Annotated in this window: 12 protein-coding genes and 1 pseudogene; 7 read left to right on the forward strand and 6 right to left on the reverse strand. The window is 72.2% G+C overall.

Annotated features, from left to right (window positions below):
* Window positions 1–123: 123 nt before the first annotated feature.
* From ABTX18_RS08135 to ABTX18_RS08145, 3 genes and pseudogenes are all read right to left on the reverse strand, one after another.
* A pseudogene (locus ABTX18_RS08135) lies at window positions 124–271 on the reverse strand (family 1 glycosylhydrolase); the annotation flags it as partial.
* Window positions 264–1,109 carry a hypothetical protein gene (locus ABTX18_RS08140; RefSeq protein ID WP_352121930.1) on the reverse strand — a complete coding sequence of 282 codons (846 nt, stop codon included), beginning with the start codon at window positions 1,107–1,109 and terminating at the stop codon, window positions 264–266. The pseudogene ABTX18_RS08135 and the gene ABTX18_RS08140, both read right to left, overlap by 8 nt.
* A 138-nt stretch (window positions 1,110–1,247) precedes the next feature.
* Window positions 1,248–1,781, reverse strand: coding sequence for a MarR family winged helix-turn-helix transcriptional regulator (locus tag ABTX18_RS08145; protein WP_352121931.1), 534 nt, complete (start codon window positions 1,779–1,781; stop codon window positions 1,248–1,250).
* Window positions 1,782–1,820: 39 nt separating this feature from the next.
* Between ABTX18_RS08145 and ABTX18_RS08150 the strand changes: the two genes are divergently transcribed.
* Complete coding sequence (locus tag ABTX18_RS08150; RefSeq protein ID WP_352121932.1) at window positions 1,821–2,705, forward strand: DMT family transporter; 885 nt, start codon at window positions 1,821–1,823, stop codon at window positions 2,703–2,705.
* Here ABTX18_RS08150 and ABTX18_RS08155 read toward each other — a convergent pair.
* From ABTX18_RS08155 to ABTX18_RS08165, 3 genes are all read right to left on the reverse strand, one after another.
* Window positions 2,692–5,286, reverse strand: coding sequence for a discoidin domain-containing protein (locus tag ABTX18_RS08155; RefSeq protein WP_352121933.1), 2,595 nt, complete (start codon window positions 5,284–5,286; stop codon window positions 2,692–2,694). The genes ABTX18_RS08150 and ABTX18_RS08155 overlap by 14 nt on opposite strands.
* 110 nt (window positions 5,287–5,396) lie before the next feature.
* Entirely contained in the window at window positions 5,397–6,491 is a 1,095-nt protein-coding gene (locus ABTX18_RS08160; RefSeq protein WP_352121934.1) for a pyridoxal-phosphate dependent enzyme, read from the reverse strand.
* A gap of 80 nt (window positions 6,492–6,571) precedes the next feature.
* Window positions 6,572–7,954, reverse strand: coding sequence for a glycoside hydrolase family 18 protein (locus tag ABTX18_RS08165; protein ID WP_352121935.1), 1,383 nt, complete (start codon window positions 7,952–7,954; stop codon window positions 6,572–6,574).
* A gap of 324 nt (window positions 7,955–8,278) precedes the next feature.
* Here ABTX18_RS08165 and ABTX18_RS08170 point away from each other — a divergent pair, with 324 nt between their 5' ends.
* The 6 genes from ABTX18_RS08170 to ABTX18_RS08195 all read left to right on the forward strand — a co-directional run bounded on the left by ABTX18_RS08170 (window position 8,279) and on the right by ABTX18_RS08195 (window position 15,344).
* Window positions 8,279–9,031, forward strand: a complete 753-nt coding sequence (locus ABTX18_RS08170) for a GntR family transcriptional regulator (RefSeq protein ID WP_352121936.1) — start codon at window positions 8,279–8,281, stop codon at window positions 9,029–9,031.
* Window positions 9,032–9,368: 337 nt separating this feature from the next.
* Entirely contained in the window at window positions 9,369–11,102 is a 1,734-nt protein-coding gene (locus ABTX18_RS08175; RefSeq protein ID WP_352121937.1) for a purine-cytosine permease family protein, read from the forward strand.
* Between the two features lie 232 nt (window positions 11,103–11,334).
* Complete coding sequence (locus ABTX18_RS08180; protein ID WP_503061112.1) at window positions 11,335–11,517, forward strand: SPOR domain-containing protein; 183 nt, start codon at window positions 11,335–11,337, stop codon at window positions 11,515–11,517.
* Window positions 11,518–11,573: 56 nt separating this feature from the next.
* Window positions 11,574–11,978: a (deoxy)nucleoside triphosphate pyrophosphohydrolase gene (locus ABTX18_RS08185; RefSeq protein ID WP_352121939.1), complete on the forward strand. Its 405-nt coding sequence runs from the start codon at window positions 11,574–11,576 to the stop codon at window positions 11,976–11,978.
* A 174-nt stretch (window positions 11,979–12,152) separates the two neighbouring features.
* Complete coding sequence (locus ABTX18_RS08190; protein WP_352121940.1) at window positions 12,153–12,581, forward strand: ATP-binding protein; 429 nt, start codon at window positions 12,153–12,155, stop codon at window positions 12,579–12,581.
* A gap of 192 nt (window positions 12,582–12,773) precedes the next feature.
* Window positions 12,774–15,344, forward strand: a complete 2,571-nt coding sequence (locus tag ABTX18_RS08195; protein WP_352122458.1) for a SpoIIE family protein phosphatase — start codon at window positions 12,774–12,776, stop codon at window positions 15,342–15,344.
* The last annotated feature ends 11 nt before the right edge of the window (window positions 15,345–15,355 follow it).

The following is a 15,355-nucleotide window of genomic DNA, read 5'->3' on the forward strand; positions in this document are numbered from 1 at the left end:
GACAAAGACGTTACCCGGTTCCTTCGGACCCTCGCACCAATCCGCCCTGTGCGGCGATGAGGGTGATGCCCACCGATGCCCACCTCGCGGACGCCTGCCGCGCGCAGCGCCTGGAGGGCCAGACCGAGGCACCCGGTCGGCGAGTGCGGTGCCGGCCAGGTGCGTGTACTCGGCGAAACGCTCGGCGGTCTCTCGTACGCGGCCGGCCGCCGGCATCCTCCAGGGACTGCGGGAGATCCCAGTGGTGAAGGGTCACGGAAGGCTCAGGACCGGTCGCCCCGGTGCAGATGCCATCGGCCCGAACCCTGTCCGCCGTCCGGCGAGTGGGAGCCGCCGGTCTGCTCGCCCTGCTCGTACTGCGTACGGTCACCATCGCCGCGCCCCGCGTTGTCGGACCCGGCTTCCCTGGCCGGCACCGGGCGCCCGCGCGGGGCGGGCTGCGGCTGCGGTCGGCGTACGGAACGCGTCGGCGCGGTGTCTTCGGGCGCGCGACCGGTGGAACCGGCGCCGGCGGTCGTACGCCGGGGCTCCGCGGTGTCCTGACGGCCGGCCGCGTCCGGTTCGCGGTCGTCGCGGGCCGCCATGCCGTACGGGGCCTCGGGTGCCGCGCCACGACGCTCGCGGTCCTCGTCGTACGCGGCGTCCTGCTCCCGCACACGGCGCTCACCGCGCACCGCGCGGCTCGCGCGCCCGCTCATGACGGCCGACGCGATCAGCATGAGGAGGCCGCCGAGGAGGGCGAGCCCCACGCCGCTGCCCAGGCCCCTGCCGTCCCCCGCGACCGTCAGGCTGCCTTGCGACAGACCCTGCCGGACCATCCAGAGGACAGCGAAGCCGAAGGCGATGATCCCGCCGAGGAGGACCAGCAGCCGCGACCGCAGTACCACTCCGAGGAGGGCGACCACGGCGGCGACGAGGAGGGGCAGGAACATGGACGCGAACAGTCCCGCGCCCGAGTTGGTCACTCCGGCACCGGTGAACAGCTCCCAGAACCGGAAGTCATGGCCGAGCCGGCCGTTGTACCAGTTACGGAAGGGCGCCCACACCGCCGCGGCGGCGCCCAGAACGGCCAGAATCAGCCCGATGGTGTTGCGGATACCCCGTGCCATGCCGCGACCTCCCGGCAATCGATCGGTGCACGCGTGACCTCGTGTGCCGTACCCCGCCCCCGTTGTTTCCCCTCGTTCGAGGCTATGCCTGCCCCGCGGGCGACGCCACGTGGCGGCCGGGGGCTCTCCCCGTACGTTTCAGCCTTCCCATGGCGGTTCCAGCCGCCCCAGCCACGCCGTCAGCAGTGACTCCAGGGCGGCCGCCTCGTCCCCGGCCAGGGTGTCGAGCAGGCGGCGTTCGTTACGCATGTGCTCGGCGAAGGCCCGGTCGATCAGGTCGCGGCCGGCGGCAGTGAGGGCGACCACCCGGGCGCGGCCGTCGTCGGCGGCCCGGCGGCGGGTGACCAGGCCCGCGCGTTCCAGGCGGTCGATGCGCTTCGTCATCGCGCCGCTGGTGACCATGGTGTGCGTGGCCAGTTCGCCGGGCGCACGCTCGAACGGCTCCGCGGCCCGGCGCAGCGCGGCCAGTACGTCGAACTCGCCCTCGCTCAGGCCGAACCGGCGGTAGACCACGCAGAGTTCCTCCGTGAGCAGCCCCGCCAGCCGGTGCAAGCGGCCGATCACGCCCTGCGGGCGCACATCGATATCCGGGCGCTCGCGGGCCCACTCGGCCTGGATGCGGGCCACGTGGTCCAGGGAGTGCGGGGGGTGCGGGGTGGTGGAATCCGGCATGACTCCACTATAGCTTCCCAGGAAGGTATATTAATTTCCATGGAAGCTACCTTGCGATGGGTGCTCATCACCGCGATCGCCCCGGTGGCCTGGGGCACGAACTACTACGTCACCCACGCCTACCTCCCCGCCGGGACCCCGCTGTACGGCGCCGCCCTCAGGGCCCTGCCCGCCGGGCTGCTGCTCCTGGCCGTCCGGCGCCAACGGCCCCGCGGCTCCTGGTGGTGGAAGGCCGCCGTCCTCGGCGTCCTCAACATGGGCGGGTTCTTCGCGCTCGTGTACGTCGCCGCGCAACTGCTCCCGACCAGCACCGCCTCGACGATCATGGCCGCCTCGCCGGTGGCCATGATGCTGATCGCCTGGGCGCTCGTGGCGGAGCGGCCGGGAGTGTTCCCGCTGCTGGGGGCGGCCGCCGGGATCGGCGGGGTCTGCCTCATGCTGATGACCGGGACCGTCTCCGCCGACCTCCGCGGGGTGCTGGCCTCGGTCGCGGCGCTGCTCATGTCGTCCCTCGGCTACGTCCTCACCAAGCGCTGGGGAGCCGGGACCGACATCCTCGCCTCGGCTTCCTGGCAGCTGATCGCCGGTGGCCTGCTCCTGCTGCCCCTCGCCGCGGCCGTGGAGGGCGCGCCGCCCGCGCTCGACGGACCGGCCGTCCTCGGATTCGGTTACGTCACCGTCGTGGCGACCGCCCTCGCCTTCGCCGCCTGGTTCGCGGGCCTGCGCCATCTGCCGGCCGCGACCGTCGGCCTGGTCGGGCTGCTCAACCCGGTGACCGGTGTGCTCCTCGGCACCGTGATCGCCGGGGAATCGCTCACCCTCCGGCAGATCTGCGGGCTCGTCCTCGTACTGGCCGGGATTCTGCTCGGCCGGCCAGTACGAGGACGAGCCCGGGTCCGCCGCACGCGCGCTACGACCGCGTGACCCTCAGTTCCCGTACGCCCGCCGGCTCGGCCGCGTCCGTCGAGCGGACCGTCACCCGCACCTCGCGGGCCACCGCCCCCGCCCGGTAAGGCCGCCAGTGCCTGCCGTCGGCCGAGATCTCCAGGCGGTACGAGGCCGGGGCCACGTCCGTCCACTCGGGCGCGATCCCCGTCACCGGGGCCGCCCGCCCGAGGTCCACCGTCAGCGTGCCCGTCTGCCCGTCCGGGGACCAGGCCGTCGCCGTACTGCCGTCCACCGCCCCGGCCGCGTACAGGCCGGGCGTCTCGGACGTCGCCGTCGCCGGGCGGCAGCGGGCCGCGTCGGTGGTCGGGGTCAGGTCCGGGCGGCGCGTGGGGAGGGTGAGGGCCGAGGACAGGGAGCGGGGGCCGGACGGGGTGTGGACGGTGAACGGGGCGCCGGAGGTGAGGCGGACCTCCGTCGTCCGGGGGCCGATCGCGATGTCGTACGTACGCCCCCGGTAGCGCAGGCCCGTCACCCGCACGCCGTCGCTCAGCTGCGGCGGCAGCACCGGGTCCAGGCGCACCCCGTCCTCCCGCAGGCGCAGACCCGTCAGCCCGTGTGTGAACACCTGGAGGAAGCCGCCCTTGCCGGTGAGGAAGTCCTCGGCGGGGAAACCGGACAGCGGGTCCTGCGCGCCCGCCTTCGCGCCGCGCGCCTCACTGAAGAGGGCGTACGGACCGCGCATGAACGGTCGCACCGCACGCTGGAGGTAGGTGTACGTGGCGCAGCCCGGCTCACCGATGGCGGCGGCGTCGATCGCATGGACGGAGTCCGTCATCGCCGGGCCGTCCGGATCGGTGTGTGCCGCGTAGTAGTCGAGCGTGGCGGCCGCCGCCCCCGGCTCCATCGGCCACTCCAGCGGATAGATCAGCAGGACCGTGTCGGCCTGCTTGATCGTCGAACCGTCGTAGCCGGCGTACTGGAGGTACAGCTTCCGCTCGGGGTCGTACGGGATGCGCAGACCGTCCGCGACCTTGGTCCACTGCTCCGGGGCCGCGTGTCCGAGGAGCTGCGCCGCGCGGGTGGCGTTGCGCAGGGCGGTGGCCGCGACGGCGTTGGTGAACACCCCGTCCGTGACGCCGTTGCTGTACTCGTCGGGGCCCGCCACCTCCTTCACCGAGTAGCTGCCGTCGTCGTTCGCGGTGGCGCGCGAGGCCCAGAACTCGGCGATGCCCCGGAGCATCTGCCAGCCGTGGCCGGCCAGCCAGTCGCGGTCGCCGGTGGCCAGGTAGTACTGCCAGACCGCGAGGGAGACATCGCCCTGGAGGTGGTTCTGGGTCACGCAGTGCGGCGGGTTCCAGCTCTGGCACTCGGACCAGAGGTTGCCCTTGCTCGCGCTCGTCCACGGGTAGAACAGGCCCTCGTAACCCAGCTTCTCGGCGTTCGTACGAGCCTCGTCGCGCGTGCGGTAGCGGTACTCCACCACCGAGCGGGCCAGTTCGGGACGGGTGGCGAGCAGCCCCGGGTACATCCAGGTCTCCGCGTCCCAGAACACCATGCCCGCGTAGTTGTCGCTGGTCAGCCCGGCAGGCGCGATGCTGTCCCGGGAGCCGGCCCGGGTGGACGCCAGGAGCCCGTACTGGGCCGCGCGCAGCCACTTCTGCAGGTCCGGGCTGCCCGGCACGGACACATCGGCCGACCAGTCGCGGCGCCATACGGCCGCGTTCCCGGCGAGGACGGCGGACCAGCCGCGCTCCGCCGCGCGCCGGGACGCCTCGCGTGCGGTGGTGCGCGGGGCGCGCGAGGTCAGGGCGGTGTCCACGCCGACGTACTTCAGATACGTGTACGTACGCCCGGAACTCACCCGGGAGGCAAGCCCGTTCGCACCGGCCGGGCGCACGGTCTGGACGATCGCGCCCGCCGTCCCCGTGCCCCGGGTGCGGAACGTCCCGTCGTCCGCCAGGTCGATCCGGCGTGCGCCGCGTGCGTCGAGCCGCCCGGTGACCGTCGCGGTGCCGGTCCAGTGCGGGGTCATCCGCAGCCGTACGGCTCCCGTGTGCACGTCGGAGCGGTCGGCCAGCACCTCGTACGTCAGGTCGGTCGCGCGGCCGTCGGCCGTGGTCCAGCGCAGCGACGTGCGCACCAGTCCGCAGCGCAGGAACACCGTCTGGCGGTACCGGGAGATCCGCCCCGCCGGCGTGGCGGAGCCGTATGTCTCCTCGCCCACGCGCACATCGAGGTTCGTCCAGCTCGGCAGCGCGGCGACCACCTCGCGGCCCGCCGCCAGGTCCTCCTCGCGCCCGAAGAGCCCGGAGACGAACGCCCCGTCGTAGCGCGGGGTGAACAGCGGCCAGCCGGTCTTCTCGTCGCGTGCGGCGTACCCGGCGCCGGCCGCCGGGACCCGATGCCCGAGGTATCCGTTGCCGACGTAGGGGTCGTAACCCGCGGCCTCGTCGTACGTGGTCGAGGTCAGGGCCCACGCCGGGTCGGTGTCCCGGCCGCAGGGCACGGCCGCCGGGGCGGGCGGGCGCTGATCAGCGGCGTACACGACGGGCGGCAGCGGCGCGATCAGCGCGCACGCGACGAGGGACGTGAGGAGAGAGATACGCGAAAGGCTCACGGTACGAACGTAGGGAAACGGGCACGGCAGGGCGGGGCACGGCGCGCGGGTGAACGGCTGACGCGCCCTGGAACGTGCCCCGCGCCCTCGAATGCGCCCCGCGCGGACGCTCAGGCCGCGAGCCCCGTCTTGAGCCCTGCCCCGCACAGCGGCACGACGACGCTGCGGTCCGTCCAGCCGCCCACCGCCGCCCAGCAGGCCACGCCCGTCGTCTCCACGAAGAAGCCGCGTGCGGCCAGATCCAGCTGGGCCGTGCGGATCTGGTCCTCCGTCACCGTCAGGAACGTGCCGCCCGACTCCCGTACCGCCGCCAGGATCGCCCGCGCACGCGGCGGGCGCGGGATGGCGATGCCTTCGGCGAGGGTGGGGGAGGCGGCGGGGACGTCGAGGAGGTCCTCGGCCCCCGCGTGGAAGGCCGCCGCCAGCGGGGAGACCGCCTCCGCCTGGACGGCGATCAGCGCGGGGCGGGTGTCGATGAGCCCCTGGGCGAGGAGTTCCGCGGTGGCCAGGGCCGCGCCGAGGAGCAGGGTGCCGTTGCCGACGGGGACGGCGAGGGCGTCCGGGAGCCGGCCGCCGAGGTCCTCCCAGAGCTCGTACACGTACGTCTTCGTGCCGTGCAGGAAATACGGGTTGAAGACGTGCGAGGCATAGAAGGTGCCCGGCGCGTCGGCGGCTGTGCGGGCCGCCCGCGCGGTCGCCTCGCGGTCCCCGGGGACGATTTCCAGCCGGGCGCCGTGGGCCCGGATCTGCTCGGTCTTCTTCGGCGACGTGCCCTCGGGGACGTACACCGTGCAGGGCAGCGCGGCGCGGGCGCAGTAGGCGGCGACGGCCGTGCCCGCGTTGCCGCTGCTGTCCGCGACGACGCGCTCGGGGGCGAGGCCGCGGGCCAGTTCGGCGAGCATCACCGCGCCGCGGTCCTTGAAGGAGAGCGTCGGCATCAGGAAGTCGAGCTTGGCCGAGACCGTGCCGGTGAGCGGGACGAGCGGGGTGCGGCCTTCGCCGAGGGTGGTCGCGGGGGAGGAGAGCGGCAGGACCTCCTCGTAACGCCACAGGGAGTTGACCCGTCCCGGCAGATCGCCGGGCCGCAGCGGGCCCGCGCTCTCGAAGTCCAGGTCCCACGGGCCGCGGCAGACCGGGCAGCACCAGGTGAGCGAGGTGACGTCGGCACGAGTGCCGTCCTGCGGGCAGCGGTAGGTGGTGGCCATGACGGCCAGCATGCCAGCCGGGGCGGCAGGGCGGAGTCCGGGGCGGCCGCGGTGTCGCGGCCGCCCCGGAAGGGCCGTTCCTACCGCCGGGAGAGCCCGCGGTCGACGGCTGTCATCAGCTCGCCGTCCTCCGTGTCCCCGTCCAGCGACCAGAACATCGCGCCGCCGAGCCGGTGGTCGCGGATGTACGCCGTCTTGGTGCGCAGCACCTGCGGGTCGTCGTACGTCCACAGCGTGGTGCCGTCGAACAGCCAGGCGCTGCCGTCGCGGACGTTGCGGTGGACCTTGTACGTACCGGATTCGGCCAGCTTCTTGAGGGCCTTGTAGTCCTCGTAACCGGCCGCCCAGGTCGCGGGGGCGGGGGCCGTGGCGGGTTGGCCGAGGCCGTCACCGCCGCCGGTCACACCGGTCCAGCCCTGCCCGTAGAACGGCATCCCCATCACCAGCTTGCGGGCCGGGGCGCCCCGCTGCAGCCAGGCGCGGACGGTCTGGTCGACGCTGAAGTCGCCCTTCGCGTACAGCGCGGACTGCTGCGCGGTGGTCTTCTCGCCGGAGACGTGGAAGTCGTAGCCCTGGAGGTTCACGAAGTCGAAGTCCCGCATGATGCGCGGGACGTCGAAGCCGGCGTCGATCTTCTCGGGGGACGTGGGCACGAACGCCGAGAGGTCGTAGTGCTTGGGCTTCGCGTGGTGGTGACCAGGGCGCGTGGCCGCGCTGCTCTTCGCGTACGCGTCGAGCTGGGTACGGAACTCGTGGACCAGCGCCGTGAAGTTCCGCTTGTCCTCGGGGCGGTACACCGTGTCGGAGTCACCGGCGGATCCCGGCCATTCCCAGTCGATGTCCACGCCGTCGAAGAGACCGGCCGCCGCGCCCGCGCCGCCGCGCGTTCCGTCCACCGGCAGGTTGCCCTTGATGTACAGGTCGATGCACGAGGAGACGAAGGCCTTGCGAGAGGCGGCGGTGCGGGCCGCGTCCGAGAAGTGCGTGGACCAGCTCCAGCCGCCGAGCGAGATCATCACCTTGAGGCCGGGGTGCTCGGCCTTGAGCTCGCGCAGCTGGTTGAAGTTGCCCGCGAGGGCCTGGCCGTCGGTGTCGGCGACGCCGTCCACCGATCCGGCGGCGTCCAGCGGGCGGACGTAGTCGGCCCAGGCGTCGGCCTCGCCGGGCACGTTGCCGGTGAAGCACTTGCCGTCGGCGCCGACATTGCCGAACGAGTAGTTGATGTGGGTGAGTTTGGCCGCCGTTCCGCTCGTCTCCAGGTCCTTGACCTGGAAGTCACGTCCGTAGACGCCCCACTGGGTGAAGTAGCCGACGCGCTTGTACGCGGGCGCGGAGCTGTGGTGGCCGCCCTTTCCGCGCTCCTCGCCGTTGCCCCCGGTGGCGTTGGCGGCGGGCGCGAGGGTGGCGGCCAGCGAGAAGGCGCAGGCGGCGATGGCCAGTCCGGACAGGGTTCTTCGACGCATGAGGCCCGTTCCTGTACGTGTGCGTGAGGGGGAGGCATGTGATGTGCGGGAGGTGCGTGACCGTGCTGTGTGGCGGTGCTGTGTGGGCGTGTTGTGTGGCCGTGCTGTTTGGCCGTGCCGTGTGGAGAGGAAGCTATTGGTCTGGACCAACTCGGGTCAAGGGGTGGGGTATCGGGGAGGCGTGGGGGTCGAGGCGCCCCGCAGCGGGATATGCGCAGGCCCACGGCGAATCATCACTTCGAGTGAAACTTTGGCCTGTGCTTGCGGTCCGGAACCGACGGTTGCGAGGCTGTTGCAGTCTGTCAACCTCTTGGGGAGTGGCCTGTGACTTTCGGTGAGCAGCCCGCCTATCTGCGCGTTGCGAGCGATCTGAGAGAGAAGATCGTCAACGGTTCGCTGCCGCCGCATACGCGCCTGCCGTCGCAGGCGCGTATCCGCGAGGAGTACGGGGTCTCGGACACCGTCGCGCTGGAGGCGCGCAAGGTTCTGATGGCCGAGGGCCTCGTCGAGGGCCGCTCGGGCTCCGGCACGTATGTGCGCGAGCGCCCGGTGCCGCGCCGGATCGCCCGTTCCGGCTTCCGGTCGGAGGCCGGTGCCAGCCCGTTCCGCCAGGAGCAGACGGCGGAGGGCGCGCGGGGGACCTGGGAGTCCCGGAGCGAACAGGAGGGCGCGAGCCCCGAGATCGCCGAGCGGCTCGGGATCGAGCCGGGCGACCGCGTGATGCGTACGCGCTACGTGTTCCGGGACGGCGGGGAGCCGATGATGCTCTCCACCTCCTGGGAGACCCTCGCGGTCACGGGGCGCACGCCGGTGATGCTGCCGGAGGAGGGCCCGCTGGGCGGCTGCGGGGTGGTCGAGCGGATGGCCGCGATCGATGTCGTCGTGGACAACGTGGCCGAACAGGTCGGCGCGCGCCCGGGGCTGGCGGAGGAGCTCCTGGCGCTCGGCGGGGTGCCGGGCCACGTGGTGATGGTGATCGAGCGGACGTACTACGCGTCGGGCCGCCCGGTCGAGACGGCCGACGTGGTGGTGCCGGCCGACCGTTACCGGGTCGCCTACCACCTCCCGGTCCGGTGAGGGCGGTCCGGCCACCTGGCGCCGGCCGGACGGCGGGTCTCCGGCCCTGCGGCCCCGGCCCCGGCCGCGCGGCGGGTCTCCGGTTCCGCGGTCCCGGTCGCGATCGGGTGGCGGGTCAAGGGGCGTGCGGTCCCCGCCGGACGACGGGTCTCCCGGCGTGGCGTTCCTGTCGGGTGACCGATATCCGGCGGGGCCCGTCCGGCGCCCGTCACCATGAATTAACGGCGGCCCCGAGCCCGTAACGGCCGGGCAATCGTCCACCGTGGTGGGTTGTCATGTCCCGCTCGTACCTTCCCGTTCGGACCCGCACTCCGGACTGACGAACGGGAAGTCACCGATGACGGACACCGCCGTACCGCAGACGGAGACCGCCTCCGAGGGAGACCTCGAAGGCGGCTCCGGCGCCCCGCCCCCCAGTCGCAGCTACGCCGGACTCGCGGCGGACGAGAGCAGGGAGGACTACTCCCTCCGCTATGCGCCGCACTCCTTCCGGCGCTGGTCGCCCGGCACGGTCGCGGGCACCGCGCTCGGCGGGATCGCCTACCTCGCCGACTTCGCGATCGGCGCCTCGATCGTCTTCACCTATGGCTTCACCAGCGGATTCGCCTCGATCATGGCGGCGGCGACGATCATCTTCCTCACCGGCATTCCCATCGCCCGCGCCTGCGCCAAGTACGGACTGGACATGGATCTCGTCACCCGGGGCGCCGGATTCGGGTACTTCGGCTCGACGCTGACCTCGCTGATCTATGCGTCCTTCACCTTCATCTTCTTCGCCCTGGAGGGCTCGATCATGGCCCAGGCCATGCATCAGGCCGTCGGACTTCCGGTCGAGGCGGGCTATCTGATCACCACTCTGATCGTCATACCGATCGTCTTCCGCGGCATGGGCGCCCTCGCCAAGGTGCAGGCCTGGACCCAGCCTGTCTGGATCATCGGCATGGTGCTGCCGTTCGTCGTCCTCGCCTTCGAGGCGCCGGACGCCTGGGGCGCGTTCGGCTCCTTCGGCGGTACGGAAGGGGCGGGGTCCGGCTTCTCCTGGGTCGGCTTCGGACTCGGCACCGGTGTCGCGCTCTCGCTCATCGCGCAGATCGGTGAGCAGGCCGACTACCTGCGCTTCATGCCCGCCAGGACGGAAGCGAACAAGAGGCGCTGGAACCTCGCGGTCCTCGCTGCCGGGCCGGGCTGGGTCATCATCGGCGCCGCCAAGCAACTCGGCGGTGCCCTGCTCGCCTTCGTCGCGCTGGAGGCGGTCGGCAAGACGCACGCGCTGGAGCCGATCGCCCCGCAGATCGAGGCGCTGAAACCCTGGCTCGGCTCGTTCGCGCTGCCTGCGGCCGCCCTGTTCGTGATCGTGTCGCAGATCAAGATCAACGTGACCAACGCCTACAGCGGCTCGCTGTCCTGGTCGAACTTCTTCTCCCGGATCACCCACCGTCATCCGGGCCGGGTCTGGTACATCTTCCTCAATCTCGTCATCGCGCTGACGCTGATGGAGATGAACATGTTCGCGGCCCTCAACAAGCTGCTGGGTTTCTACTCCAACGTGGGCATCGCGTGGATCGCCGCCGTCGCCGCGGATCTGGTCATCAACAAGAGGATCGGCCTGAGCCCTCCGTACATCGAATTCAAGCGTGCCTATCTGTACGCGGTGAACCCGGCGGGATTCGGGGCGATGGTGATCGCCTCGACCGTCTCGATCCTCGCCTTCTTCGGGCTGTTCGGCACCTACGCGGAGGCGTTCTCGACCTTCATCGCGGCCGGACTCTCGCTGACGCTGTGTCCGCTGATCGCCTGGGTGACGAAGGGGAAGTACTACCTGGCGCGGCCCAACCCCGTGAACGGCCCCGGCGTCGAGGTCGCCGACATCACCGCCACCCACACCTGCTCGGTCTGTGCCACGGCCTACGAGCTCCCGGACATCGCCGACTGCCCCGTGCAGGCCGGGCCGATCTGCTCGCTCTGCTGTTCGCTGGACGCGGAGTGCCAAGACGTCTGCCGCAAGGCCCCCGCGGGCGGCCCGGTCCTCATGCCGGAGCCGGTGCTGCGCGAGGGAGCGGGACGAGTCTGAGGACCGATATCGGTCCGTGACCGAACAGAACCGCCCTGGGGGCGCATTCATCCGGATGCGCCCCCAGGGCGTTAGTCCGCTCCTGGCCGGATCGGTATCTCTTTGTGTGATTACGCATGCGTTGAGTAAAGGTCAGGCGTACGCTCGGGCATATGCGTACTGCGGTTTCCTGGGGATCCTTAGAGACGTGCACGCCGTACAGGGGAGGGGCGCAATGCTCGGGAGGGGCACGATGAGCGACAGCGGTGCCGTGCTCCCTTGGCTGGTGATACGGCAGGACGACAACGGCAACCGCTACCGCGTGGGCCGGTACGCCACGCAGGACGAGGCGCAGAAGACCGCCGACAAGCTGGAGAGCCACGGCCACAAGCAGCTCTACTGGGTCGAGCGCATAGGGCAGACCGCCCGCCCGTAGTGCGCCCCCCCGCGGTCGTCTCCGGGCGTCCGTGACGGGGCGTTACGCTCCGCACCATGACTGATCGCGTAGTGGTGGCAGGGGCCGTCTACGACCGGGGGCGGCTGCTGGCCGCGCGCCGCAGTGCCCCGCCCGAGCTGGCCGGACGGTGGGAGCTGCCCGGCGGGAAAGTCGAACCGGGAGAAAGCGGCGAGCAGGCGCTCGTCCGCGAGCTCCGCGAGGAACTGGGCATCGAGACGGAGCCGCTGGAGCGCATTCCTGGTGCGTGGCCGCTCAAGCCCGGCTATGTGCTTCACGTGTGGACGGCCCGGCTGCTGTCCGGCGTGCCCGCGCCCCTCCAGGACCACGACGAGCTGCGCTGGCTCGGACCGGGGGAGACCGGCACGGTGGACTGGCTGGAACAGGACCTGCCCGCGGTGGCCGAAGTCGTACGCCGGCAGCCCGGCGGCGCACACTGCTGAGCGGAGCGCCGGGTCCCGGGTCCGAGCGCCCCTTCCCCGCGCGTGCAGCCGTTTCGTGCGCGGCCCTACACCCGTACGCCCCACGTGTCGACGTCGGCGGTATTTCATCCTGAATTCCGGGTATGTGATGTTTAGTCCCCGCGTACAGGGTGTTCGCGTTGCTGGTCTTGGGAAGTGATCGGCGTGACCGATACCGAAGGCGACTGCGCCGAGTGGAGCTTTCCGGCTGTACCCGGCGCCGTGCGCACGGCCCGGCATGCCGTCCACGAGGCGCTGCGCGGCTGGGGGCTGGACGCGGCCGTCGGCGATGTGGCGGTCCTGCTGGTCAGCGAGCTGGTGACCAATTCGATGCAGTACACGGCTGGCCCCATCGGGGTGCGCCTGGTGCGCCCCCACCCGAACGGGGAAGCGCCCGCGGCGCACGCCGGTCTCCTCGTGGAAGTCTCCGATCCGCTTCCGGATCCGCCCACCGAACGCACGGCCGGTCCGGACGACGAGGGCGGCAGAGGGCTGCAGCTCGTGGCCTGCTCGGCCCGCCGCTGGGGGACCCGGCGCGGAAAGAGCGGCAAAACGGTGTGGTTCGAGCTGGCCCTGCCTGGTTAGGAGTGAGGTGGGACGAAAGCGATCACGGAGGGCCGGTCCGCATCTGGCCGAAACGGACTGAGACCGTGCTGTGATCGTGAACGCCGTGTCGGTCGGGGCCGTAGTGCTGAATACTGCGGGCAGGACCGGTCCGGTGTGTGAGCTGGAGGGGACGGTCGCGTGAGCGAGATACCTGGGACAGCGGGCGACGTCGTGTGGCAGAGCAGTCCGCCTGGCTCGATCTACGACTACATCAGGGTCGCCTCCTTCTCGATCGGCCCCGACGGCCTGATCGAGCAGTGGAGCCGCCGGGCCGCCGGTCTCTTCGGCGTTGCCGCTCACGAGGCCATGGGCAAGGACCCGGTCGAGGCCTTCATGCCCGCCGAACTGCGCGGGGACGGCTACCGCCGGATCGGCGAGGTGCTCGACGGCAAGGAGTGGACGGGCCTCGTCCCCTTCCGGATGCCGGGCGAGGACGCCGTGCACGGGCTCGCCGAGATCTATGTGATGCCGAGTGAGACGGCAGCGGGCGAACGGGCCGCGGTCTGCATCGTGGTGGACGTCCGCGCACTGCGCCTCATCGAGACGGACCTCGCGGCCTCGCAGGCGATTTTCGGCCAATCTCCCTTCGGCTTCGTCCTGTTCGGCACCGACCTCACTGTCGTACGGGCCAACCAGCGGTTCGCCACGGTCTTCGGCGGACAGGCCGAGGACCACCGGGGCCGCACGGTCGAGGACTACCTCGCCGGTGCGGAGGCGGACCGCCTGACGGCCACGCTGGAACGCGTCCTGGCCACCGGCGACTCCGTCACCGACCTCCAGCTCGTCGGCACCGCCCCCGGCGACACCGAGCGCCGCCACTGGTCGATGAACCTCTACCGGGTGCACAGCGGCTCCGGCCGCCCCATCGGCATCGCCGGACTGGCCACCGATGTGACCCGGCGCCACATCGCGGCCCGCGAGGCCGCAAGCGCCCGGCGCAACCTCGCCCTGCTCAACGAGGCGAGCGCCCGCATCGGCAACTCCCTCGACCTGGAGACGACCGCCCGCGAACTCCTCGACGTCGCCGTGCCCGGCTTCTGCGACCTCGCCTCCGTCGACCTCTACCAGGCCCTCCTCACCGGTGAGGAGACACCGCCGGGCAGCGGCGGCTCCCCGCACCGGGAGGCGGTCGGCGGCTCCGCCGAACTGCGCCGCGTCGCCTTCGCCAGCGCCGTGTCCGACGCCCTCCCCGACACCGCGCCCGACACCGGCTCCGGCCCGGACTCAGGGGCCGCCGGCCCACGGACGCCCGCGCTCGGCGCCGTACACCGCTACCCCTTCGGCTCCCCCTGCGCCAAGGCCCTGCGCACCGGCCGCGTGGCGGACGTGCCCGGCGACGACCGCGGTTTCGTCCGGTCCACCCTCGCCGTGCCGCTGCTCGCCCACGACACCGTCGTCGGCCTCGTGCAGTTCTCCCGTACGAAGGGCAGCGAGCCCTTCGGCGAACGGGACCGCGCCTTGGCCACCGAGCTCGCCGCACGCGCCGCCGTCTGCATCGACAACGCCCGCCTCTACCGCCGCGAGCACGAACGCGCGCTGATCCTCCAGCGCAGCCTCCTGCCGCCCGGCGACCCCGAGGCCGCCGGACTCGACATCGCCTGCCGCTACCTCCCCGGCAACACGGCCACCGAGGTGGGCGGCGACTGGTTCGACGTGATCGAACTCCCCGGCCACCGCACCGCCCTCGTCGTCGGCGACGTGATGGGCCGCGGGCTCCGCGCCGCCGTGGCCATGGGCGAACTGCGCACCGCCGTACGCACCCTGGCCCTCCTCGACCTGGAGCCCGCCGAGGTGCTCTCCGCGCTCGACGAGGTCGCCCGGGGACTCGGCACCCCCGGCGCGGGCACCTCGTCCGATGCGGGCGGCGGCGCCCAGTGGCCGTCGCGGGCCGCCCACAAGTCACGGGACGCGGACCTCTCCGAGGTCTACCTGGCGACCTGCGTCTACGCCGTCTACGACCCGGTCACGCGGCGCTGCACCTTCGCCAACGCGGGCCACCTTCCCCCCGTCGTCGTCGAGCCCGGCGAAGCCGCCCTGCTGCTCGACGTACCGCCCGGGATGCCGCTCGGTGTCGGCGGCGAGCCCTTCGAGGAGGTCGAGGTGGAGCTCAAGGAGGGCGCGCTCCTCGCCCTCTACACCGACGGTCTCGTCGAGTCCCGTGACCATCCGCTGGACGAGGGCCTGGAGGCCCTGCGCGGAGCCCTCGTGGAGCCGGACCGGCCCCTCGAGGACGTCTGCGACCACGTGCTGAGCTCGCTCGACACCCGGCACGGCGAGGACGACATCGCCCTGCTCATGGCCCGCATCCAGGGGCTGCCGACCGACGCCGTCGGCGACTGGCGGCTGCCCCCCGAGCCCCGCTCGGTCGGCCGTGCCCGCGAACTGGCCCGCGGCCAGCTGCTCGCCTGGGACCTCGACGACCTGGTGGACACCACCGAGCTGCTGGTCAGCGAACTGGTCACGAACGCCCTGCGGTACGGCGAGGGCGAGATCCGGCTCAGGCTGCTGCGCGACCGCACCCTCGTGTGCGAGGTGTGGGACGCGGGTCTCGTCCAGCCGCGGCGCCGACGCGCCCGGGACACGGACGAGGGCGGCCGCGGGCTGCAGCTGGTCGGGCTGCTGAGCGCGGCCTGGGGGTCACGGCGGACCCCGCGCGGCAAGACGGTCTGGTTCGAACTCCCGCTGCCCGACGGCGGACCGGCCGCCGAGCGGACGGTGGAGGAACTGCTCAGCATGTTCTGACCGGGGACCCG

Origin of the sequence: Streptomyces sp. NPDC096323 (genome assembly GCF_040302845.1) — a bacterium.
In the GTDB taxonomy this organism is placed as follows: domain Bacteria; phylum Actinomycetota; class Actinomycetes; order Streptomycetales; family Streptomycetaceae; genus Streptomyces.

Excerpts from the sequence above, each read along its gene's own strand:
- ABTX18_RS08150 (WP_352121932.1), top strand. The coding sequence starts at position 1,821 with ATGGAAGCTACCTTGCGATGGGTGCTCATCACCGCGATCGCCCCGGTG.
- ABTX18_RS08145 (WP_352121931.1), bottom strand. The coding sequence starts at position 1,781 with ATGCCGGATTCCACCACCCCGCACCCCCCGCACTCCCTGGACCACGTG.
- ABTX18_RS08165 (WP_352121935.1), bottom strand. The coding sequence starts at position 7,954 with ATGCGTCGAAGAACCCTGTCCGGACTGGCCATCGCCGCCTGCGCCTTC.
- ABTX18_RS08185 (WP_352121939.1), top strand. The coding sequence starts at position 11,574 with ATGACTGATCGCGTAGTGGTGGCAGGGGCCGTCTACGACCGGGGGCGG.
- ABTX18_RS08160 (WP_352121934.1), bottom strand. The coding sequence starts at position 6,491 with ATGGCCACCACCTACCGCTGCCCGCAGGACGGCACTCGTGCCGACGTC.
- ABTX18_RS08180 (WP_503061112.1), top strand. The coding sequence starts at position 11,335 with ATGAGCGACAGCGGTGCCGTGCTCCCTTGGCTGGTGATACGGCAGGAC.
- ABTX18_RS08175 (WP_352121937.1), top strand. The coding sequence starts at position 9,369 with ATGACGGACACCGCCGTACCGCAGACGGAGACCGCCTCCGAGGGAGAC.
- ABTX18_RS08140 (WP_352121930.1), bottom strand. The coding sequence starts at position 1,109 with ATGGCACGGGGTATCCGCAACACCATCGGGCTGATTCTGGCCGTTCTG.